Annotated in this window: 22 protein-coding genes; 10 read left to right on the forward strand and 12 right to left on the reverse strand. The window is 70.2% G+C overall.

The annotated features are described in order from the left end of the window. Positions 1-101 precede the first annotated feature (101 nt). Positions 102-1,127: a glycoside hydrolase family 6 protein gene (locus ABZY12_RS18150; protein WP_356891358.1), complete on the forward strand. Its 1,026-nt coding sequence runs from the start codon at positions 102-104 to the stop codon at positions 1,125-1,127. Positions 1,128-1,393: 266 nt separating this feature from the next. On the opposite strand, the gene ABZY12_RS18155 is transcribed toward ABZY12_RS18150, so the two are convergent. From ABZY12_RS18155 to ABZY12_RS18165, 3 genes are all read right to left on the reverse strand, one after another. Next, the gene (locus ABZY12_RS18155; RefSeq protein ID WP_356891360.1) at positions 1,394-2,491 is read right to left on the reverse strand and encodes a LacI family DNA-binding transcriptional regulator; all 1,098 of its coding nucleotides are present in this window, start codon (positions 2,489-2,491) and stop codon (positions 1,394-1,396) included. A gap of 83 nt (positions 2,492-2,574) precedes the next feature. Then, positions 2,575-3,441, reverse strand: coding sequence for a PfkB family carbohydrate kinase (locus tag ABZY12_RS18160; RefSeq protein ID WP_356891362.1), 867 nt, complete (start codon positions 3,439-3,441; stop codon positions 2,575-2,577). A 250-nt stretch (positions 3,442-3,691) separates the two neighbouring features. After that, positions 3,692-4,693: an SIS domain-containing protein gene (locus ABZY12_RS18165; RefSeq protein ID WP_356891364.1), complete on the reverse strand. Its 1,002-nt coding sequence runs from the start codon at positions 4,691-4,693 to the stop codon at positions 3,692-3,694. A gap of 345 nt (positions 4,694-5,038) precedes the next feature. Here ABZY12_RS18165 and ABZY12_RS18170 point away from each other — a divergent pair, with 345 nt between their 5' ends. The 4 genes from ABZY12_RS18170 to ABZY12_RS18185 all read left to right on the forward strand — a co-directional run bounded on the left by ABZY12_RS18170 (position 5,039) and on the right by ABZY12_RS18185 (position 8,534). Further along, positions 5,039-6,358 carry an extracellular solute-binding protein gene (locus tag ABZY12_RS18170; RefSeq protein ID WP_356891366.1) on the forward strand — a complete coding sequence of 440 codons (1,320 nt, stop codon included), beginning with the start codon at positions 5,039-5,041 and terminating at the stop codon, positions 6,356-6,358. 21 nt (positions 6,359-6,379) lie between these two features. After that, a complete protein-coding gene (locus ABZY12_RS18175) occupies positions 6,380-7,273 on the forward strand; it encodes a sugar ABC transporter permease (RefSeq protein WP_356891368.1) in 894 nt (297 codons plus the stop codon). Continuing rightward, positions 7,267-8,103, forward strand: a complete 837-nt coding sequence (locus ABZY12_RS18180) for a carbohydrate ABC transporter permease (RefSeq protein WP_356891370.1) — start codon at positions 7,267-7,269, stop codon at positions 8,101-8,103. The genes ABZY12_RS18175 and ABZY12_RS18180 overlap by 7 nt, the downstream gene beginning before the upstream one ends. Before the next feature lie 92 nt (positions 8,104-8,195). Continuing rightward, positions 8,196-8,534 carry a transposase family protein gene (locus ABZY12_RS18185; RefSeq protein ID WP_356891487.1) on the forward strand — a complete coding sequence of 113 codons (339 nt, stop codon included), beginning with the start codon at positions 8,196-8,198 and terminating at the stop codon, positions 8,532-8,534. 68 nt (positions 8,535-8,602) lie between these two features. Here the strand turns inward: ABZY12_RS18185 and ABZY12_RS18190 are convergent, their stop codons facing one another. From ABZY12_RS18190 to ABZY12_RS18210, 5 genes are all read right to left on the reverse strand, one after another. Next, entirely contained in the window at positions 8,603-9,034 is a 432-nt protein-coding gene (locus ABZY12_RS18190; protein WP_356891372.1) for a VOC family protein, read from the reverse strand. A 200-nt stretch (positions 9,035-9,234) separates the two neighbouring features. Beyond that, the gene (locus tag ABZY12_RS18195; RefSeq protein ID WP_356891374.1) at positions 9,235-11,190 is read right to left on the reverse strand and encodes a kelch motif-containing protein; all 1,956 of its coding nucleotides are present in this window, start codon (positions 11,188-11,190) and stop codon (positions 9,235-9,237) included. Between the two features lie 3 nt (positions 11,191-11,193). Further along, the gene (locus tag ABZY12_RS18200) at positions 11,194-13,017 is read right to left on the reverse strand and encodes a cellulose synthase catalytic subunit (protein ID WP_356891376.1); all 1,824 of its coding nucleotides are present in this window, start codon (positions 13,015-13,017) and stop codon (positions 11,194-11,196) included. A gap of 254 nt (positions 13,018-13,271) precedes the next feature. Continuing rightward, the gene (locus ABZY12_RS18205; RefSeq protein WP_356891378.1) at positions 13,272-13,565 is read right to left on the reverse strand and encodes an MTH1187 family thiamine-binding protein; all 294 of its coding nucleotides are present in this window, start codon (positions 13,563-13,565) and stop codon (positions 13,272-13,274) included. After that, a complete protein-coding gene (locus tag ABZY12_RS18210; RefSeq protein WP_356891380.1) occupies positions 13,562-13,906 on the reverse strand; it encodes a DUF3817 domain-containing protein in 345 nt (114 codons plus the stop codon). The genes ABZY12_RS18205 and ABZY12_RS18210 overlap by 4 nt, the downstream gene beginning before the upstream one ends. A gap of 107 nt (positions 13,907-14,013) precedes the next feature. Here ABZY12_RS18210 and ABZY12_RS18215 point away from each other — a divergent pair, with 107 nt between their 5' ends. The 4 genes from ABZY12_RS18215 to ABZY12_RS18230 all read left to right on the forward strand — a co-directional run bounded on the left by ABZY12_RS18215 (position 14,014) and on the right by ABZY12_RS18230 (position 16,683). Further along, positions 14,014-14,652, forward strand: a complete 639-nt coding sequence (locus ABZY12_RS18215; RefSeq protein ID WP_356891382.1) for an AIM24 family protein — start codon at positions 14,014-14,016, stop codon at positions 14,650-14,652. A gap of 1 nt (position 14,653) precedes the next feature. Then, complete coding sequence (locus tag ABZY12_RS18220) at positions 14,654-15,304, forward strand: AIM24 family protein (RefSeq protein ID WP_356891384.1); 651 nt, start codon at positions 14,654-14,656, stop codon at positions 15,302-15,304. Next, positions 15,301-16,086 carry an AIM24 family protein gene (locus ABZY12_RS18225; protein ID WP_356891386.1) on the forward strand — a complete coding sequence of 262 codons (786 nt, stop codon included), beginning with the start codon at positions 15,301-15,303 and terminating at the stop codon, positions 16,084-16,086. Before ABZY12_RS18220 ends, ABZY12_RS18225 begins: the two co-directional genes overlap by 4 nt. A 120-nt stretch (positions 16,087-16,206) precedes the next feature. Beyond that, a complete protein-coding gene (locus ABZY12_RS18230; protein WP_356891388.1) occupies positions 16,207-16,683 on the forward strand; it encodes a MarR family transcriptional regulator in 477 nt (158 codons plus the stop codon). A 24-nt stretch (positions 16,684-16,707) separates the two neighbouring features. On the opposite strand, the gene ABZY12_RS18235 is transcribed toward ABZY12_RS18230, so the two are convergent. Together ABZY12_RS18235 and ABZY12_RS18240 are read right to left on the reverse strand one after the other, a co-directional pair. Continuing rightward, positions 16,708-18,126 (reverse strand): HAMP domain-containing sensor histidine kinase, encoded by a 1,419-nt coding sequence (locus tag ABZY12_RS18235; protein WP_356891390.1) that lies wholly within the window; start codon positions 18,124-18,126, stop codon positions 16,708-16,710. Next, positions 18,123-18,788 carry a response regulator transcription factor gene (locus ABZY12_RS18240; protein WP_356891392.1) on the reverse strand — a complete coding sequence of 222 codons (666 nt, stop codon included), beginning with the start codon at positions 18,786-18,788 and terminating at the stop codon, positions 18,123-18,125. Before ABZY12_RS18240 ends, ABZY12_RS18235 begins: the two co-directional genes overlap by 4 nt. A 116-nt stretch (positions 18,789-18,904) precedes the next feature. Here ABZY12_RS18240 and ABZY12_RS18245 point away from each other — a divergent pair, with 116 nt between their 5' ends. Continuing rightward, positions 18,905-19,372: a PepSY domain-containing protein gene (locus ABZY12_RS18245; RefSeq protein WP_356891394.1), complete on the forward strand. Its 468-nt coding sequence runs from the start codon at positions 18,905-18,907 to the stop codon at positions 19,370-19,372. A 53-nt stretch (positions 19,373-19,425) separates the two neighbouring features. On the opposite strand, the gene meaB is transcribed toward ABZY12_RS18245, so the two are convergent. Together meaB and ABZY12_RS18255 are read right to left on the reverse strand one after the other, a co-directional pair. Next, on the reverse strand, positions 19,426-20,382 hold the full coding sequence (gene meaB, locus ABZY12_RS18250) for a methylmalonyl Co-A mutase-associated GTPase MeaB (RefSeq protein ID WP_356891396.1): 957 nt from the start codon (positions 20,380-20,382) through the stop codon (positions 19,426-19,428). 25 nt (positions 20,383-20,407) lie between these two features. Further along, complete coding sequence (locus ABZY12_RS18255) at positions 20,408-21,616, reverse strand: acetyl-CoA C-acetyltransferase (RefSeq protein ID WP_356891398.1); 1,209 nt, start codon at positions 21,614-21,616, stop codon at positions 20,408-20,410. Between the last annotated feature and the right edge of the window lie 120 nt (positions 21,617-21,736).

Here is a 21,736-nt window from a genome sequence, read left to right on the forward strand (position 1 = left end):
TCGCCCGGACTTCGGCGGGGGACGCGGTGTCGCACCCCGGCACGGACTGACCGTTATGCCACGATGGCCCGGTCTGTCCCGTACCCGACTCTGGGGGCCGGATGTCCCGCCGCACGCTCTCCCCCGCCCTCGCCCTGGTCTGCGGGCTGCTCCTCGCCGGATGCGGCGGGGAGGACCCGGCCGGGTCCGCGGCCAGGGCCCCGGTCGGTCCGCCCTCGGTGCGCGGCGAGTCCACGGCACCGACGGCCGGCTCGCCGTTCTGGGTCGACCCCGACAGCGACGCGGCCCGTCAGGTCCGGCAGTACGAGGCCCAGGGGCGTACGGAGGACGCCGAGCTGCTCCGGCGGATCGCGGAGCGCCCGGTCGCGGAGTGGCCGGCCGGCGACGATCCCGTACCGGACGTCACGAGGGCGGTGCGGGGCGCCGCGGCCGACCGGCGGACGGCGGTGTTCGTCGCGTACAACATCCCGCACCGCGACTGCGGGATGTACTCGGCGGGCGGCGCGCGCGACGCGGGGGCGTACCGGGAGTGGATCGGCTCGTTCGCCGACGCCCTCGGCGACGCGCCGGCGATCGTCGTCCTGGAGCCGGACGCGGTGCCGCACATCGTGGACGGCTGCACGCCCGGGGAGTACCACGGCGAGCGCTACCAGTTGCTCTCCGAGGCGATCGACCGGCTGAAGCGGCAGCCGAACACCCGGGTCTACCTCGACGCGGGCAACCCGGCCTGGATCGACGACCCGGGCAAGCTGGTGGAGCCCCTGCAGAAGGCGGGCGTCGCCAAGGCGGACGGATTCTCGCTCAACGTCTCCAACTTCCAGACCGACGACACCGTGAAGAGCTTCGGCGCCCGGCTGTCCGGGATGCTCGGCGGAGCCCACTTCACCGTGGACACCAGCCGCAACGGCGTCGGCCCCCTCCCGGGCGACCGGGAGGAGGCGTGGTGCAATCCGCCGGGCCGGGCGCTCGGCGTGCCGCCGACCGAGCGGACCGGCGACGCACTGGTCGACGCCTACCTGTGGATCAAACGCCCGGGCGACTCGGACGGCCCCTGCCGGGGCGGCCCGGCCGCCGGCACCTGGTGGCCGGAGTACGCACTCGGTCTCGCGCGGAGAGCGAAGGCCTAGGGAGTGACCGCGAAGTATCGCCGTCCGCCCGAAGGGCGGGGTCCGGTGCGTGCGATCGCGAGGCGCCGGGATGCCCTCGTAGCGGAGCTACTCGGGCATCCCGGCAACGCAGCACCGGGGCACCTCCCGTGCCCGAAGGGCTACGGGGGAGGGCGTACCGGGCGTCGCGGGCCGGGCGAGACTTCGCGGACACGACCTGGGGCTCCCGTCCGAAGGTTGTCTCCCACGGCCCGGCCGGACGGATCCGGCGGCCTCCCGCCGCCGGTTCAGAGCGCGGGGGGCGGGGCGACCGAGGAGCGCACGACGAGGCGGGCGTGGAGCGTGTGCGTCTCACGGCGGGGTTCCGCTCCTTCGAGCGGGTCGAGCAGTACTTCCGCCGCCTTCGCGCCGAGTCGGTGCACCGGCTGTTCGATCATCGTGAGGGGCGGGTCCATGACCGCCGCCCAGGCGCTGTCGTCGAAGCCGATCAGCGACAGGTCTCCGGGGTAGGACAACTTCCGCGCGCGCACGGCCCGCAGCGCCCCCGTCATCGCGTCGGTCTCCGTGCAGAACAGCGCGGTGGCGCGCTGGGGCAGGGTGAGCATGCGGACGACCTCCTCGGTCGCGTGCTCCTCGGTCTTGGGCCCGACCATCACCAGCTCGGGGTCGAAGGGGATGCCCGCGTCGTCCAGCGCGTCGAGGTATCCGCGCAGTCGCTCCCCGTCCGTCCACACATTGCGGGCCGCCGCCGCGAGCAGTGCGCGCCGGGTCGCCGGCGCCTGCGCCAGCGGTGGCCCCCAGACGAAGCCGATGCGGCGGTGCCCGGCCGCGATGAGCGTCTCGACGGCTTCACGCGCCACGTCCCTGTTGTCGATGACGACGGTGTCGAGATCGAGGGAACCGATCGCCCGGTCGACCAGCACGACCGGGACGCCCCGCTCCAGGGCCGTGCGGATGTGGGTGACCTCGCCGCGGCCGACAGCGGCGGACGCGATGATGACGCCGTCCACGCGCTTGTCTATCAGCACGTTGGTCGCCGCGATCTCCTCGTCGAGGTCTTCATAGGTGCTCAGCACGATGGTGTCGAAACCGCGTGCGCGGGAGGCGTCGGAGATCCCGCGCACCATGCCCGCGAAGAAGGGGTTGCCGATGTCCGCGACGACGACCCCCAGGGTGTGGCTCACGCCGGTCGACATGCTCCGCGCCAGCGCGTTCGCGCGGTAACCGAGCTTCTCGGCCGCCGCGAGCACGCGTTCCTTCAACTCGGGGCTCACGTACCCGTATCCGCCGAGGGTGCGCGCCGCGGTCGCGCGGCCGACGCCGGCCTCGGCGGCCACCTCCGAGATCGTCGGCGGCGCCGACGGGCGGCCCCGGTCTGCTGGCATCGGATTCCGTACCTCACTTCTCCTGGTCGAGGGCTCGCCACATGCTAAGTCGTGTCCGCCGGACAGACCGTGGACACAGCCGGTCACCCGACGGGGCGGCCGTGGCCGAAGGCTCCCTCGACGAAGCACTGCTCGTACGCGGCGTCGGCTCCGTCACGCAGAGCGCGTTCGATCACCTGCTCGTGGAGCGGGGTGTCCGCGGACCATCCCGCGCGCACCAGGGAGACGGCGAAACCGGCCAGGAACGCGTCGCCGCAGCCCATCGTGTCGACGAGCGGCTTCCCCTCCCCCGATCCACGCGCGGGGGCGGTGACGCCGCACCGGTCCGTGCGGGCGATCGCGCCGTCGACGCCACGGGTCGCGAGCGCCATTCCGGCACCCCGGTCCACGGCCTCCGCCAGGAGGGCGTGCGTCGCGGCCTCGTCGAGGTGCGAGCAGGACAGCAGGACCAGGTCCGCGTACGGGCAGACGCGGTCGAGGTAGGAGGGGGTGCGGTACTCGTCCTCGCTCGACAGGTCGAACATCACGAGAGGGCCGGACGCGGCGAGCCGGGGCAGTTCGCTCTCGCTCCGGGAGTACACGCTGGAGTGCACGAGGTCGAACGACGACACGTAGGAGACCAGTCGGGGGTCGAGCCGGAGCGGTTCCCGTACCGTGACGCCGCCGCCGTTCCAGCCGAGGAACACCCGCTCGCCGTCGTCGACGCGCAGGGTGGACAGGCCGCTCTCGCCCGCGCGGACGACACAGTGGTCCATGGCCACGTTCTGAGCGGCGATGGACTCCCGCAGAAAGCGCCCGAGGTCGTCGTCGCCGAAGACCCCGAGGTAGGCGGCCTGCACGCCCAGCCGCCGGGCGTACACGGCCACGTTGACGCTGTTGCCACCCGGATAGTCGATACCGCGGTCGACGAACCGGTCGACGATGTTGTCGCCGAAGCCGAGGACTCTCATAAGGGTTCTCCTGTGCGAGGGGCGTGCGCCATGGGGCGCGGGGCCCGGACGAGGGCGCGGCGACGCGCGCGATGCCGGGGGGAGCCCGATGGCGTGCGCCGTGGGGCGCGACGCCCGGACGAGGGCGCGGCGACGCGCGCGATGCCGGGGGAGCCCGCCGATCCGACGGAAGGGGTGTGCCGGCTCGGTGGAAAGGCGGCCCGCCGGCCCCGACGGAAGGGCGACGACCGGGGACGGCGGGCTCGTCGGCTCAGTAGTCCATGACGCGGTAGTAGCGGCGCAGGTCCAGCGAGTGGTCGCGCACCCGCTCCAGGTGCTTGCTCACCCTGCCCATCACGGTGTCGAGCACGAGCGGCGCGAGGAGGCCGCGGAACTCGGGACTGATGCCTTCCAGCGCGTAGTCACGCGTGTCGAAGACGGTCACGTCACGGGAAATGCGCCTGGCGAAGGCCTCGACGCGGTCGGTCAGCGCCCGGGTCTCGTCCTCCCCCTGAAAGATGATCACGCTCGTGTCCTCTTCGAGCAGTTCGAGGGAGCCGTGGAAGAACTCGGCGCTGTGCACGCGCGTGGTGCGCAGCCACTGCATCTCCTCGAGGATGCACATGGAGTAGAGGTACGTGAATCCCCACAGGTTCCCGCCGCCGACGAGGAAGTGGTAGTCGGTGTCCTTGTGGGCCTCGGCGAAGGCGCTCGCGGACGGATCGGCCTGCTTCGCCACGTCGACCATGAGGCGCGGGACACCGGCGAGCTCATCGGCGAGCTTCTCGTAACCCTGGAACTCGCCCCGCCGCGCGAGCAACCGGCCCATGAAGAGCAGCATCTGCGGGTCGAACGGCCAGGCCTTCGGCTCCGACACCAGGGCGACGTCGACGCTCTCGGCGATGGGGGAATCGGCGTAGCCCGTGAAGCCGACCGTGCGGACGCCCTTGGACCGGCAGAACTCGATGGCGCTGAGGCTGTCCTCCGTCGTGCCCGACACGGACGTGAAGACGGCCACCGAACGCTCGCCGAGCGTGGCATCACCGGAGGCGACCAGTTCCGCGGCGATCACGGCCCGCACGGGGAGTGTCGAGCTGCGCCGGGCGAGGTGCTCGTACGGCCACATCTGGGCGTAGGTGCCGCCGGCGCCGACGAGGAAGAGATGGTCGAACCCCTCGTCCACGAGGCGGTCGGCGAGCTCTTCGATGCGGGGGCGCAGGGCCACCGTGCTCGCCAGCTGGGAGAGAACTTCCGGCTCGTTGAATCCGAGCATCTTCGGGTCCTTTCGAGGAGGGTGCGGCCGGTGGCGCCGAGCGGCCTGATACCGGTATCACGCGGGCCTCACGCTGGCACAAGAGATCAGGACCGTCAACACCGAGCGGGCCCCGCAGGGGCAATCCCCTTTTCTCACCTGCAGGTTCATGGAGCAGAGCCCGCCTTCCGTCGGCGGCCCGGCGCGGCTCCGGGCAGGTCCGCGGAAGTTCTCCGTCCTCGCTCTGGTACCGGTATCAGATTCTCTGTACAGTCGCCGCACACAAGCGGTCCACGTCATGGAATCCGCGGCGGATCCGAGGTGCCCGGCTGCACCGGCGGTCCCATCCCGAGCGAAAGGAAGCCCATGCGCGCTCGTGCAATGACGAGGTACGCGGCACTCTTCGGGGCCTCGGTGCTCGCGCTCACCGGCTGCTTCGCCGGGCCGACGCGAGCACCGGCGGCCGATGTCGGCGCCGCGCCGGAGTTCTCCGGCACCCTGAGCGTCCTGACCAAGTTCGCGGGAGATCCGCTCAGCCCCTACTTCGAGGACCTCGCCGCCGCCTACGAGCGGAAGCACCCCGGGGTGAAGGTGGAGCTCATCCAGGAGACCGACCAGAGCATCAAGGACAAGACCAAGACGCTCACCGCCTCCGGCGCCCTCCCCGACATCTACTTCACCTGGACCGGGAACTGGGCCGACAACTTCGTCCGCGGAGGCCGGGCGGCGGACCTCACCGAGGTCATCGGCCCCGACACCGAGTGGGGGAAGACCTTCAGCAAGTCGTCCCTCTCCGCCTTCGCGCACGACGGCAGGTACTACGGCATACCCCTTTACAACAACGGCAAGTTCATGGGCTACAACAAGGCCGCGTTCGACAAGGCCGGTGTCGAGGTTCCGACCACCTTCGAGGAGCTGATCGCCGGCTGCGCCGACCTCCGCGAGGCCGGATACGAACCCGTCGCCTTCGGCAACAAGGACGGCTGGCCCGCGCTGCACTACCTGCAGCAGCTCTTCGCGTACAACGTTCCGGCCCCCGTCCGCGAGGCGGACAACCATCCCGGGACGGCGACCCTCGAAGACCCCGGCTACCTCACCGCCCTCCGGCAGTTCAAGACCCTCGTCGACTCGTGCACCGACACCCGGGGCGGCACCAACGGCGTCCTCTACACCTCGGCGCAGGAGGCGTTCGGCCGCGGCAAGGCGGCGATGTACTACCAGGAGATCCTCGAGTTCGACAGCACGACCGCGGGCGGGTCCCTCAAGCCCGAGAACCTGGGGATCTTCCCCCTGCCCGCCCCGCGGGGCGCGAAGGGGGACCCGAAGGTGATCGAGGGAGCGCCGGAGGGCTACTTCGTCAACGCGCGGTCGCCGCGCGCGGCCCTCGCCGTCGACTTCATGAAGTTCGTGACCGAACCGAAGAACGCCGCGACCCTCTCCTCACCGCCGTACGGCCAGCCCAGCACGGTGGTCGGGGCCGTCACACCGCGGACGTCGAGCAAGGCCGTCTTCGAGGGCATCGAGCGGGTCAACAAGGCCCCGAGCCTGGTCGGTTGGCTCGACATGGTCACCGCCCCCGAGGTCGCCGACGCCTGGCTGGCCGGCGGCGAGGCGCTGATCAGCGGCGGCATGACTCCCGAGAAGGTGCTCGAGAGCGTGCGCCGGGCCTCCACGTCGGCCAAGTAGGCCGCGCTGCCGAAGGGAAACATGCCGGTGCGCACCATGTGCCGAAGGGCGCTCGGGCTGGCCTGGGTCATTCCGGCCCTCGCCCTGCTCGGAGTGTTCGTCTACCTGCCACTCGTGCAGAACTTCGGGTTCTCCACGCTCACGTGGGACATCTACAGCGGTGACCAGGAGTACGTCGGCCTGGAGAACTACCGCCGACTCGTCGGCGACCCGGTCTTCTGGTCGTCGTTCGCCAACAACCTCTGGTACGCGGTCCTCTCCATCGCGTTCCAGGTCTTCGGCGCGCTGCTGCTCGCCGCGCTCGTCGAGAGCGTGCGCGGCCGGCGATGGCAAAGCGCCCTCCGTGCCGTCTACTTCATCCCCTCGGCGATCTCCCTGACCGTCGCGGGCCTGCTCTTCTACTTCGTCTACGAGCCCAACATCGGCCTGCTCAACCATGTGCTCGACGCGGTGGGACTGGGCGAGTTCGCCCAGGCGTGGCTGGGGCAGGAGAGCACGGCGATGTTCGCGATCATCGCCATGAGCCAGTGGCAGGGCTTCGGGTACTGCACCCTGCTCTTCGCCATCGCGATCCAGCGCATCCCCTCCGAGCTCTACGAGGCGGCCGCCCTCGACGGCGTCGGACCCGTCCGCCGCTTCTTCCAGGTGACGCTGCCGCTGGTGCGCGAGATGACCGGTCTCATGATGATGGTGACCGTCTCCGGCGCGTTCCAGGTGTTCAACGAGGTCATGGTGATGACCAGCGGAGGCCCGAACAACTCGACCCAGGTTCTCGGCACCTGGCTGTACCGCAACGGTTTCGTACGCAACGACTTCGGGTCGGCCGCGGCGATCGGCACCGTGCTCTTCGTGATCACGCTCACCATCGCCATGGCGCAGCTGTGGATCACCCGTAGGAAAAGGGTGGAATGGTGACTCGTCTCGGCTTCCTCGGCGTGATCGCGCGCCTGTTCTTGTGGGCCTTCCTGCTCGGCCTGGCGGTGGTCGTGCTCTATCCGCTGCTGTGGATGGTCCTCAACGGGTTCAAGACCAACGCCGAACTCTTCGACAACCCCTTCGCGATCCCGGACAGCTGGAGTTTCGAGAACTACCGGAAGGCGTGGAACCGCGGGGTGAGCGACTACCTCACGGCCAGTGTGCTGGTCACGGTGACGTCGACGATCGCGACCGTCTTCATCAGCGCCTGGGCCGCTTACGGCCTCACCCGGGTGAACATTCCGCTCAACAAGGTGCTCACCGCCGTCATCCTCGGCGGGCTCATGCTCACCCCCACCGTGGCACTGGTGCCGCTCGTGCAGATGTTCCAGGCAATGGGCCTGTACAACAGCTTCTGGGCGCTGCTCATCCTGTACACGGCCTTCCGGGTCCCGTTCACCACCTTCCTCATCCGCGCCTACATGATCGACCTCCCGCGCGAGGTCGACGAGGCGGCCGAGATCGACGGCGCCGGCCGCTGGACCGCCTTCTGGCGGATCATCCTGCCGATGTGCAAACCGATCATCACCTCCACCGTCCTGCTGCACGTCCTGTTCGCCTGGAACGAGTACCTCTTCGCGATGGTGTTCACCAACGGCAGCGACGTCCAGACGCTGCCGGTCGGACTGACCAGCCTCATGAGCAAGCACGGCACGGACTTTCCCGTCGTCTTCGCCGGAATGGCGATCGCCGCGGTCCCGGTGGTGCTGCTGTTCTTCTTCGGTCAGCGCTACATCGTCAAGGGCCTCGCCGACGGCATCGGAAAGTGACCGGGCGGCCGTGGGGTCTGCCGCTGGAGGACCGGGTGCTGTTGGTAGTCGCTTACTGGGTCGTCATCGACGCGGATACCCGCCTGGTCGTTGTGGTCGGTGAGCCTTTGCCCGGCAATCGCAACGACTGCCGGGCATGGGAGGAGTCTGGCGCGCGAAGGCCGCCGTGGGCAGGACCCTCACGATGGCCGACGGCGGCTATCCGGGCACCGGCCTCCTCATGCCCCCACCGCCGCGCCCCGGGCGAAGAGTTGCCGGGCTGGAAGCGCGAGCACAATCGCTCGCACCAACAGGTCCGGGCCCGCGTCGAGCACGTCTTCGCCCGCGTGAAGACCTGGAAGATCCTCCGCGACTGCCGTCTCAAGGGCGACGGGGTCCGACACGCCATGCTCGGCATCGCCCGACTGCACAGCCTCGCTCTCACGGGATAGCTTCTGCCGCGTACGAGACCTGAGAGGTCCCCTGGAGACGGCTCCCCTCTCGCAGTCTCGGAGGAGAATCAGTCGAGGCAGAACTCGTTGCCCTCGATGTCCTGCATCGTGATGCACGACTCGTTGACGCCATCGGCGCGCTGCGTCAGCACGTGTTTCGCCCCGAGCGCCATCAGCCGTGCGCATTCGGCCTCGAGTGTGGCCAGGCGCTCGTCACCCACGAGCCCTGTGCCGACCCGCACATCAAGATGCACCCGGTTCTTGACGACCTTGCCTTCGGGAACTCGCTGGAAGAGCAAGCGCGGGCCCACACCCGAGGGATCAGCGCACGCGAAGTAGACCTCGTCCTCAGGCGGCAGCGAGTGGTGGTACTCCTCCCACGTGGCAAAGCCCTCCGGGACTGTCGGTACGACGTACCCCAGCACCTCGCACCAGAAGGCGGCGAGGCGCGCAGGTTCCGCGCAGTCGAAGGTCACTTGGAACTGCTTGATCGTTGACATCGGCGCACGATAACAGGGGCCCTGCTCATCTCCCCGGGCGGGTGGATCCACACGTTGCCGGGAGGACGGCCCCTGCCATCCGCTGCTGTGTCGTGCGGTCACAGGGGTGAACCGAGGTCGGCGCCTCTTCCAAAGGGTGGGACCCAGGATCCGATCTCAGCCGACCTCTCTCGTGCCAGAGATCAGTTACGGGACGGCCATCAGCCGATCCGGATCCACGTCGCCTCGGACGGCGTGCCGTCCGCGTCCGTCACGAAGAGCATGTACCAGCCGGGCGGCACCAGCGTCCTGTCCCGGGGCACGTGGACGGTCACCGAGTCCCTGGTCTTCGTCAGGCCGAGGGCGACCGAGCGCTGTTCCACGTCCGTGTTGTGGGTGACGGCACTGGGCCGCATCAGCCGGGCCTTGGTGATCCGGGCCGCGTCCTTCGTAAGGAAGGTGGCGCGGCCGTTCTGGTCGACCTCCTGCGGCCCTGCGCCGAGGGCGGGGCGGTCGGCGCCCGCCTTGTGCAGATAGGGCGGAGTGAAGACCTCGATCCGCTGCTCGAACGTGCCGAGCCTGGTGTTGTCCTCGTCGTCGAAGAGCGGGTCGGAGCCGAAGGTGGCGACCCGGCCGTCGGGCAGCAGCAGCGCCTCGGAGTGGTAGTTGCGGCCGACCGTGGGGTCGGCGGCGGCCGTGAAGGCGTTGGCCGCCGGGCTGTAGAACTGCGCCTTGAGGATGTCGCTGCCGCTGCGGCCGCGGTACTCCTTCGAGCCGCCGGTGGTGAAGACCGTGTCGTCGGGCAGAAGCACGCTGCTGAGGTAGCGGGTGCCCTGGGGCAGCGCGGGCCCGTCCCGGAAGACCGGGCTGTCCTCGGACAGGTCGATGATCGACGTACGGGCCGTGGACTTCGGTGACTCGCCGACGCCGCCACCGCCGAGGACCATGACCTTCTGGTCCTGGACGGGCGGCAGCATCAGGGAGGCGGAGGTCTCCAGCTGGTCGGGGTCGGTCAGCCCGCCGATCCTGGTGAAGGAGTTCCTCTCCAGATCCCACAGACCCGGTTCGCGGCCCTTCTCGGCGGGGCCGTAGCCGGCGTTGGAGCCGCTGTAGAGGAGCTTGCCGCCCTTGGTGAGGAAGAGGGACGGGTAGGTGGGGAAGTAGCGGAAGGGGCCCTTGGACCACTTCTTGGTCTTGGGGTCGTAGATCTCGTTGTCGCCGGGGACGACGTCGCCGACGTCGTTGAGGCCGGAGACGGCGAGCACCTTGCCGTCGTCGAGGGTGACGAGCGTGGGGTACCAGCGGGCGTCCTTCATCGGGGCGACGGGTATGTACTTCTCGGCCCTGGGGTCGAACTCGTACGCCGCCTTGATGCCCTGGAAGTCCTGTTTCTCGGTGGTGAGCCGCTGGGCGAGGCCGTAGACGTTGTCGGCGTCGCCGCCCTCGAGGCCGACGATCTCGTACTGCGCCGCCTCCGTGGTGAGCGCCTGCGCGCCCTCCTTCCTCGCCTCGACGAAGACCCTCGCCTCGGCGGCGGTGACCTTGGTGCTCCAGGGCTTCATCTGACCGCTCTTGAAGTACGAGATCTCGAACTCGCGCTTGGCCTTGGGGACCGTCACGTCGAACTTGGAGACGTACTCGACGCCCGAGGGCGAGCGGAAGACGGTGCCCTTCTTCAGCGTGATCGCCTTGTCGGGGCTCTCGTTCTTGACCCGCATCCCGCCGCCGGCCCTCTTCACCTCACCGTCGAGGATCTCGTAGCGGGCTGTGCCGCCGGCGACGAGGAGGCGGCCGTCGGGGAGCTGGGTGTGGCCCGCGCAGAAGAAGTCCTCGGGGGTCGGGATCTTCTTGAAGGTGTTCTTCACCGGGTCCCAGAGGATGGTCTCGAAGGTGCCGGAGTCGAACTTCTTCTGGTCGTTGCCCGAGCCGGCGATCAGCAGCACCTTGCCGGTGTGCAGGAGCGCGGCGTGGATGGCGTTGACGCGGTACTCGTCAGGCACCGCGACCTTCGACCAGGAGCCGTACTTCCGCTTGTACCCGGGCTGGGCGATCTTGTAGGCGTGGTACTTCGCCTCGGCGAAGGAGAGGGCGGCCGGGGCGTTGAGCGCGGCGAGGACCACGATCGCGCCGCCGCCGAGCAGGGTCTTCTTGAGCTTTTTCGGCGGCCGGTGGGCCATGGCTCAGTTCCCTCCGGTCGTCGTGGGCGCGGGGGCGGGCTTGGCGGTTCCCGCGGCGGTGGTGGTCGTCTTGGCGACCTTGGCGACCAGGGCCACCGGCTCGCTCTCGGGGGCGGGGCGGACGGCCACGGTCTTCCTGGCCTCGGCACGGGCGCGCCGCTCGCGCAGGGTCGTCCAGCTCCAGATGGCGACGGGGGCGAGGGCGATGACCAGGGCCAGGACGGCCCAGGTGCGCATGGCCGCGTGGGTGTGGCGGAGGTGGACGGAGGCGGCGAGCGAGGCGATGAGGATCACGGCCCAGTAGAGATGGATCCGGAAGGTGATGATCCGGTCGGGGCTGGTCTCCCCGCCCTTGGGCGTGACGACGAACCGGCCATGGGTGCGCAGGACCGCCGAGCCGAGCGACGTGAGGTAGATGGGGGCGGAGAGCGCGGACATCGCCATGCCGGCGAGGCCGCCGGATCCCTCGGGCTCGTGGGGTGAGACGTTGTGCCGCCGGTTCCACAGGTACAGGCCGATCTGCAGGGCCACCGCGTCGCTGTAGATCATCAGCCAGACGGAGGAGGAGACCTGGGTGCCGGACGCCCCGAGCCAGAGGAACAGGACGCAACTGAGGACGCCGAGGAACCAGTTGACGGCCGTCATCGGGTAGTAGACGAGCATCAGGGTGTAGTTGAGGAGGCGACCGGGCGGGACCCGGAAGGGCGCCTTCCAGTACTGCTTGAACAGCGTCTCGTACGTCCCCCGGGACCAGCGCAGTTGCTGGGAGAAGAAGTCGGTCCAGGAGACCGGTCCCTCGCCGACGGCGAGCACGTCGGGGGTGTAGACGGAGCGCCAGAAGCGGCCGGTGCGCGGGTTCCTGGCGCGGTGCAGTTCGAAGCCGGTGGCCATGTCCTCGGTGATCGAGTCGTACAGGCCGCCGATCTGCTTGACGGCGGCGATCCGCACGACGTTGTTGGTGCCGACGAACATGGGGGCGTGGTAGCGGTTGCCGGCCCGCTGGATCAGCGCGTGGAAGAGGAACTGCTGGGACTCGGCGGCCTTGGTGACGGCGGAGGTGTAGTTGCCGTACACCTGCGGTCCGACGACGAAGGCGACGTCGGGGTCGCGGAAGTAGCCGAGCATCCGCTCCAGGAAGTTCGGCAGCGGTACGTGATCGGTGTCGACGGAGGCGAAGAAGTCGTACGCGTCCCCGTGCATCGCGATCCAGGCGTTGTAGTTGCCGTGCTTGGTGCGGGCCTTGTGTGCGCCCGTCCGCTGGTTCCACTCGGGGACGCCCGCGCGGGTGAAGTGCCTGACGCCGAGTTCCTTGCACAGGGCCTTGGCCCGCTCGTCGTCACCCTCGTCGAGGAGCCAGACGTCCCGCGGGCCGCAGTGGCGCAGCCGCACCGCTCCTTCGAGGGTGGCGCGGACCATGGAGAGGGGTTCCTTGCCCGGTACGTACGTGGTGAGGAAGGCGACGCGGGTGCCCTTCTCGGGGTACACGGGTATCGGGTCACGCGCGACCATGGTGGCGTGGGCGATCGACGTGACGTTCACCAGCATGAAGAGGCAGATGAGACCGATCGACACCAGCATCACGGTGTCGAACCCGACGAGCCACCGGTCACCGCCCTCACGGACGGTCCAGTGGCTGGGCCAGACGAGGTAGGCGAACAGCAGCGCGGACAGCAGGGGCGCGAGGCTCATCAGGAGGACCGCTCGTACGCGGTGCGGCTCCTTCGAGAGCAGACTGCGGTACCGCACCTGGTAGGCGTCCGTGTCCGGCTCCGTGAGCGGACCGGCGAGTCGGCTGTAGGTGTCGTAGTCGTACCCTCTCGACCGCACGGTGCCTCCAGCTGTCGTCGAACAGGCCGATAACCCCACGAAAGGGGACACCGTTCGATGTGTCGACTGGAGTAGTCCGAGCGAGCGGTTTTACTCCGCACGGCGGAGTCGGGACGGGAGGTTCGCCCGATCCGGTGACGCGCCGGGGCCGTCGGCGCTCGGCGACGACCAGGGCCGGTCCGGCGGATCTAGGGCCGGATAGACCCTGAGCCCCCCGGCGGTGGGGCCGGGGGGCTCGCGTACGGTTCTCCGCCTCAGGCCGAGAGGTGGCGCTCCACCGTCTCGACCTTGGAGGTCAGGCCGTCGGTGACGCCGGGCCGGACGTCGGCCTTGAGGACCAGCGAGACCCGCGGCGCGCGGGCCTCCACGGCGGCGACGGCACGCTTGACCACATCCATGACCTCGTCCCAGTCCCCCTCGATCGAGGTGAACATGGCGTCGGTACGGTTCGGCAGCCCGGACTCCCGGACGACCCGGACGGCGTCGGCGACGTACTCGCCGACCTCCTCGCCGACGCCCAGCGGGGTGACGGAGAAGGCGACGATCACGCGTTCACCGTGCCCTCGCGGCGGGCGCGGGAGGCGATGACCGCGTCCTGCGCCTCGCGCTTCAGCTTGCGCTCGGCGAAGAAGCCGCCGAAGGGCAGCACGGAGAGCACGAAGTAGAGCGCCGCCGTCTTGAAGTTCCACTTCGTGCGGTTCCAGGCGTCCAGCCAGAAGAGGACGTAGAGGATGAAGAGGATGCCGTGGATCGCACCCATCACCGGCACCGCGTTGAAGTCCGTGGTCCGCTTCAGCACCGAGCAGACCAGCAGCAGGAGGAACGACACGGCCTCCGGCGCCGAGACGAGCCGGAGCCGGTGGAGGGAGGAAGCGGTCTTGATGTCCACGGGAGGGGTCACCTTCGTTCGATCTTGTGAACGGACGCACAAGGGCCCGTCCATTGTGCACGCCGACTTTGCTGTCTCTTTATCCGGGGGCCCAGTACCGTCACTGCGTGGCAACGTTCCGACTCCAAGGCAGCAAAGTGCTGGCCGTCGACATGACCGGCGACGCCGTCAAGGCGAAAAACGGCTCGATGGTCGCCTACGACGGCCAGATGGCCTTCAAGAAGATGTCCGGCGGCGGCGAGGGCCTGCGCGGGATGGTCACCCGCCGGCTCACCGGCGAGCAGATGGAGCTGATGGAGGTGAAAGGCCAGGGGACCTGCTGGTTCGCCGACCGCGCGTCCGAGATCAACCTCGTCTCCCTGAACGGTGACAAACTCTGGGTCGAGGCGAGCAATCTGCTCTGCACCGACGCGGGCCTGCGCACCGGCACCACCTTCACCGGCCTGCGCGGCGGAGCGACCGGCAACGGCCTCTTCACGACGACCATCGAGGGCAGCGGCCAGGCGGCGATCATGTCCGACGGCCCGGCAGTCGTGCTGCGGGTGACTCCGCAGTACCCGCTCGCCGTCGACCCCGGCGCGTACATCGCCCACCAGGGCAACCTCCAGCAGCACTTCCAGTCCGGTGTGACCTTCCGCACATTCATGGGCGAGGGTGGCGGCGAGGCGTTCCAGATCCGCTTCGAGGGCGACGGGCTCGTCTATGTCCAGCCCAGCGAGCGGAACACCGTCGGGGGTGAGGTCTGAGATGCCGTTCCGCGAGATCAACTCGAAGATGGTCGAGGCCACGGTCGTGCCCGGGCAGCGCATGTTCAGCCAGCGGGGCGCGATGCTCGCCTACCGCGGCGACGTCACTTTCACGCCGAACACGGCCGGCGGCCAGGGCGGCGTGATGTCGATGATCGGCCGCCGGGTGGCGGGCGAGGCGACACCGCTGATGACCGTCGAGGGCAACGGCACGGTGATGTTCGGGCACGGCGGCCACCACATCCAGGTGATCCGGCTGACCGGCGACACCCTCCACGTCGAGGCGGACCGGCTGCTCGCCTTCGACGGCACCCTGGAGCAGGGCACGATGTTCATGGGCTCCCAGGGCGGCGTCATGGGCATGGTGCGCGGCCAGGTGACGGGCCAGGGCCTCTTCACCACGACCCTGAAGGGTCACGGCTCGGTGGCCGTCATGGCGCACGGCGGGGTGATCGAGCTGCCGATCACGCCGGGGCGCGCGGTCCATGTGGACCCGCAGGCGTACGTCGCCCACCACGGCGACGTACGGAACAAGCTCTCCACCGCGCTGGGCTGGCGCGACATGGTGGGGCGCGGCTCGGGCGAGGCGTTCCAGCTGGAGCTGAGCGGCAGCGGTGCGGTGTACGTCCAGGCCTCGGAGGAGAAGCTGTGAGCGCCCCCGTGATTCACGATCCGACGACCCTGCCGTCGGACGACAACGTCAATCCGTACACCTTCTGCGTGGAGCTCAAGGGCTCCCAGTGGTTCCTGCAGAAGGGGAAGATGATCGCCTACTACGGGCGGATCGACTTCAACGGCATCGGCCACGGCCGGCTCGACCGCCTGGTCCGTACGTCCTTCCACTCGCCGCTGCACGCGAGCGACTGGGTGGTGGCGGAGGGCAGCGGCAAGATGCTGCTCGCCGACCGGGCCTTCGACGTCAACTCGTACGACCTGGACGAGGGCAATCTGACGATCCGTTCGGGCAACCTCCTGGCCTATCAGCCGACGCTGGCGCTGAAGCAGTCGATCGTGCCCGGCTTCGTGACGCTGCTCGGCACGGGCAAGTTCGTGGCGGCCTCGAACGGCCCGGTGGTCTTCATGGAGCCCCCGCTCCGGGTGGATCCGCAGGCCCTGGTGGGCTGGGCGGACTGCCCGTCGCCCTGCCACCACTACGACCACGGCTACATGACGGGCGTGATGGGCGGCGTGCGGGCGCTGACGGGCCTCGGGGGCACCTCGGGCGAGGAGCACCAGTTCGAGTTCGTGGGCGCGGGCACGGTCCTGCTCCAGTCGACGGAGCTGCTGATGGCGGAGCGCGCGACCGGCGCGGCCCCGGCGCAGCCGGGGGTGCCCGGTACGCACGGTTCAGGCCATTCGGGGCAGGGTCAGCACGGTTCCGTACCGCGCCTTCCCGGCCAGCTGGGGGACCTCCAGCGTCGCTTCGGGCTGTGAGCGGTAGTCTGCGGAGTGTGACGTCCTCGAACGTCTGCACCCGTACTCCGGGGCCCCGGGTGCGTGGCGTCACACTCCCTGACTTCGTCCAGTATTCAACTTCTTAGGTAGAATCCATACATGGAGACCGAGACGGCCACCCCCTGGCTCACCGACGCCGAGCAGTGCGCCTGGCGCACCTATCTGGACGTCAACAGAATGCTGACGTACCAGCTGGAGAAGGACCTGCAGCCCTTCGGCCTGACCATCAACGACTACGAGATCCTGGTCAATCTGTCGGAGTCGGCCGAACGGCGGCTGCGGATGAGCGACCTCGCGGCCGCGACGCTGCAGTCCAAGAGCCGGCTCTCGCACCAGATCACCCGGATGGAGAACGCCGGCCTCGTCCACCGGCAGAGCTGCGAGTCGGACCGGCGCGGCCTGTACGCGGTCCTGACGGAGCAAGGCATGGACACGATGAAGAAGGTGGCCCCGCATCATGTCGAGTCGGTGCGCAGGCACTTCATCGACCAGCTGAGCCCCGAGGCGCTCGGCGACCTCCACGAGTCCCTGAGGCCGGTCGCCGACCAGCTCAGAGGCCGGCGGGGCAAGCCGTAGGGACAGCCCCCGGGCGCCCGCCGGTCACCCGTCCAGCGGCAACCGCAGGACGAAGCGCGCGCCCCCTGACGGCGCGGCGGTCACGGTCAGGTCCCCGCCGTGGCGGCGGGCCACGTCCCGGGCGATCGCCAGACCGAGACCCGCACCGCCCTCGTCGCGCGTGCGGGCGTCGTCGAGACGGACGAACCGTTCGAAGACGCGCTCACGTTCGGCGGCGGGAACGCCCTCGCCGTCGTCCGTGACCGCAAGCACCGCCCACGCGCCTTCCGCGCCCACCGTCACAGTGATCCGGCGGCGGGCGTGGCGCTGGGCGTTGTCCAGGAGGTTGGCGAGCACCCGGGCCAGCTGCCCCCGCGAGCCCGGTGCCTCGACGCCCTCCTCGGCCTCCACCCGGACGGCGATCCTGTCCCCCGTACGCCCCGCCACCTCGGCGCGCGCCAGCTCCCCGAGGTCCAGCCGAGTCCGCCCCGGCCGCTCCCCCGCGTCCAGGCGGGCGAGCAGCAGCAGATCGGCGGCGAGCCGCTGGAGCCGCACCGTGTCCTCGACGGCGCCGGGGACATCGAGGAGAGCCGGATGCGCGGCGCCGACCTCCAGCTGCGTCCGGAGGCTGGCGATGGGGCTGCGCAGTTCGTGCGAGGCGTCCGCGACGAACCGCCGCTGCCGCTCCACGGACGCCTCCAGGGCGGACAGCGTCTCGTTCGTGGTCCGGGCGAGCCGGGCGACCTCGTCACCCGTCGGGGGTTCGGGTACGCGGCGGCTCAGGTCCTCGGAGGCCGTGATGGCGGCCATCTCGCGGCGGATGGCCTCGACGGGCCGCAGGGCGCGCCGGGTCACCAGCCAGGTCACGCCGCCCACCACGGCCAGCAGCACGGGCAGCCCGACCAGCATGGCCACGGACGCGGTACGCACCGCGTCCTGCTGCGCCGCCAGCGACGCGCCCGCGTACACCCGGACCGTCTCGTCCCCGGAGTCCGCCACCTCCACCTCGGCGAACCGGTAGGCGGCGCTCCTGCCGTCCACGGTGGCCCGCCCCTCGCCGTGCCAGGTGACGACGCCGGACTCACCGGCACCGGGACCGTCGTCGTCATCGTCGTCGTCCCGGCCGGCTCCGGGACTCGCGACCGGGCTGACGCCGGGCACGCCGGTGCCGCTGATCGCCGTCAGACCCTCGCTCACCGCCAGCACCCGGCCGTCCCCGTCGACGACCTGCACCGGATGGTCCTCCCCGTCCGGCAGGTCCAGGGCGGTGTACGGAGTGCCGGCCGCGATCCGTGCGGCGACCTGGCGGGCGGCATTGTCGGCCTCCGCGTCCGCCCGGCCGGCGAGGTTGCCGCGGAGCGACAGCAGTACGGCGATCCCGGCGGCGATCAGGGCCAGCGCGACCACCAGGGTCGCACCGAGCGTGGCCCTCGCCCGTACCGAGGCGAACGGCCGGCCGCTCACCGCGCCTCCAGCCGGTATCCGGCGCCGCGCACCGTCCTGATCAGCGCGGCGCCGAGCTTGCGGCGGAGCGCACTGACGTACACCTCGACGATGTTCGGGTCGCCGTCGTAGGCGAAGTCCCAGACGTGCTCCAGGATCTCGGCCTTGGACACCACCGTGCCGGGGCGCACCGCCAACTGCTCCAGTACGGCGAACTCCTTGGCCGTGAGGGGGATCTCCTCCTCGCCGCGGTGCACCCGGCGGGCCCCGGTGTCCACCCGCAGCTCGCCGAGGACCAGTACGGGCGAGACCCCGGCGCCGGAGCGCCGGCGCCGCAGCAGCGCCTTGATCCGGGCCACCAGGACCACGTACGAGAACGGCTTGGTCAGGTAGTCGTCGGCGCCCGTGTCCAGGCCCTCGGCCTCGTCGTACTCGCCGTCCTTGGCGGTCAGCATCAGGATCGGCACGTCGTGCCCGGCGGCGCGCAGCGCGGCGCAGACCCGGTAGCCGTTCATGCCGGGCAGCATGATGTCGAGCACGACCAGGTCGTACGCCGACTCGCTCGCCCGGTGCAGGCCCTCGAGGCCGTCGTGGACGACGTCCACGACATACCCCTCCGCCGTCAGGCCCTTGGCCAGGGACAGGGCGAGCCGCTTCTCGTCCTCCACGATCAACAACCGCATGCGCCCCAGGTTCGCAAATCCCACCTGAAGACGTCTTCAGGTTGCTTCAGCGTGGCTTCAGGTCCGACTCCGCACAGTGGTGTCCGTCGAAGCGCACCCCACCGTTGGAGGACCTCATGAAGCGCAACATCGTCATCGCCACCGTCGCGGCGGCCGCCGTGGTCTGCGGCGGGACCGCGGCCGCCTTCGCGGACGACGACGGCCGGCAGGAGTCGGCGCCGGCCCAGGTGCGGGCCGCCGGCGCACAGAACACGGACGACGACGAGCGCGCCGCGGCGCGTACCGCGAAGGTGACCGCCGCCCAGGCGATCGACGCCGCCCTCAAGGCGAAGCCGGGCACGGTCGTCTCCGTCGACCTCGACACCGACGACGACGGCGGGAACGACGACCGCGGCTGGGAGGTCGACATTCTCGGCCAGGGCACCACCTCGTACACCGTCCACGTGGACGCGGCCACGGGCAAGGTCGTCGGCACCGAGACCGACAAGGACGATGACGCCGACGACGCCGCTCAGGACGACGCCAAGGACCAGGACGACGACGCTCAGGACGACGACGCCAAGGACGGCGCCGCCGACGACTGACACGACGAGGGCCCGGTGCGCGTGAAGCGCACCGGGCCCCGTCCGTCGGGCCGTCAGTTGCCCGTCAGGCTCGCGATCAGTTCGTCGGACGCCGCGTACGGGTCCAGCTCGCCCGCCACGATGCGCTCCGCGAGCGCGTCCAGGCGCCGGTCGCCGTGCAGGTCCCCGATGCGCTCGCGCAGCGCCGTGACCGCGATGGTCTCGACCTCGCGAGCCGAGCGCGAGCGGCGGCGCTCCGCCAGGACCCCGTGCTCCTCCATCCAGGCGCGGTGCTTCTCCAGGGCCTCCACGACCTCGTCGACGCCCTCGGCCCGCGCCGCGACCGTCTTGACGATCGGCGGCCGCCAGTCGCCCGGACCGCGCGCCTCGCCGAGACCGAGCATGTGGTTCAGCTCGCGGGCCGTCGCGTCCGCGCCGTCCCGGTCCGCCTTGTTCACCACGTACACGTCGCCGATCTCCAGGATGCCCGCCTTCGCGGCCTGGATCCCGTCGCCCATGCCCGGCGCGAGCAGCACCACGGAGGTGTCGGCCTGGGAGGCGATCTCCACCTCCGACTGGCCGACGCCCACCGTCTCGACGAGGATCACCTCGCAGCCGGCCGCGTCCAGGACGCGGATCGCCTGCGGGGCCGCCCAGGCGAGCCCGCCCAAGTGGCCTCGGGTCGCCATCGAGCGGATGTACACGCCCGGGTCGGAGGCGTGCTCCGACATCCGGACCCGGTCGCCGAGCAGGGCTCCCCCGCTGAAGGGGGACGAGGGGTCGACGGCCAGGACGCCGACCCGCTTCCCGGCCCGCCGGTAGGCGGTCACCAGCGCGGACGTCGACGTGGACTTGCCCACGCCGGGCGAGCCCGTCAGGCCCACCACGTACGCACCACCGGTCAGCGGCGCGAGCGCCGCCATCACCTCGCGCAGTTGCGGGGACGCCCCCTCCACCAGTGAGATCAGCCGGGCCACGGCGCGCGGCCGGCCCTCCCGTGCCTGGGCGACGAGTTCGGGGACGTCCACCATGTGCCGATGCTCCTTAGGTACGGAACTACTTGCCGTTGCCGGGTACGCGGACGATCAGAGCGTCACCCTGACCGCCACCGCCGCACAGCGCCGCCGCGCCGACACCGCCGCCGCGCCGCTTGAGCTCCAGGGCGAGGTGCAGCACCACACGGGCGCCGGACATGCCGATGGGGTGACCGAGGGCGATCGCGCCACCGTTGACGTTCACCTTTTCCGGGGTCACGCCCAGGTCCTTCATTGACTGGACGGCGACCGCCGCGAACGCCTCGTTGATCTCGATCAGGTCGAGGTCCTCGACGCTCAGGCCCTCCTTCTTCAGGGCGTGGCGGATCGCGTTGGACGGCTGCGACTGCAGCGAGTTGTCCGGGCCGGCGACGTTGCCGTGGGCGCCGATCTCGGCGATCCACTCCAGGCCCAGCTCCTGGGCCTTGGCCTTGCTCATCACGACCACGGCGGCGGCGCCGTCCGAGATCTGCGAGGAGGTGCCGGCCGTGATGGTGCCGTCCTTGGCGAAGGCCGGGCGCAGCTTGCCGAGCGACTCGACGGTCGTCTCGCCGCGGATGCCCTCGTCCTTGGCGAAGACGACCGGGTCACCCTTGCGCTGCGGGATCTCGACCGGCGTGATCTCGGCCTCGAAGATGCCGTTCTTCTGCGCGGCGGCGGCGCGCTGGTGCGACAGCGCGGCGATCTCGTCCTGCTCGGGGCGGGCGATGCCGAGGCGCGTGTTGTGCTTCTCGGTGGACTCGCCCATGGCGATGTTCTCGAAGGCGTCGGTCAGGCCGTCGTACGCCATCGCGTCGAGCATCTCGATCGCGCCGTACTTGTAGCCCTCGCGGGACTTCGGGAGCAGGTGCGGGGCGTTGGTCATCGACTCCTGGCCGCCGGCGACGACCACGTCGAACTCGCCGGCGCGGATCAGCTGGTCGGCGAGGGCGATGGCGTCGAGTCCGGAGAGACACACCTTGTTGACGGTGAGGGCCGGGACGTTCATCGGGATGCCGGCCTTGACGGCGGCCTGGCGGGCCGGGATCTGGCCGGCGCCCGCCTGGAGCACCTGCCCCATGATCACGTACTCCACCTGGTCGCCGCCGATGCCGGCCCGGTCGAGCGCGGCCTTGATGGCGAAACCGCCCAGCTCCGCGCCGGAGAAGGACTTGAGGGAGCCGAGCAGCCGTCCCATGGGCGTGCGGGCGCCCGCGACGATCACTGAAGTGGTACCGGTCGTTCCAGACATGAGGCACAGCCCCTTGAGATGAGGAGTGAACGAGGGTTTACCGCCAATGTACTGAGCGGTACCGCTCAGGGTCACCGGGCAGCCGGTGTGACGGCGCGCACGTTGCGTAACCACCTCTCT

The sequence above is a fragment of the Streptomyces sp. NPDC006551 genome, assembly GCF_040611675.1.
Classification (GTDB): domain Bacteria; phylum Actinomycetota; class Actinomycetes; order Streptomycetales; family Streptomycetaceae; genus Streptomyces.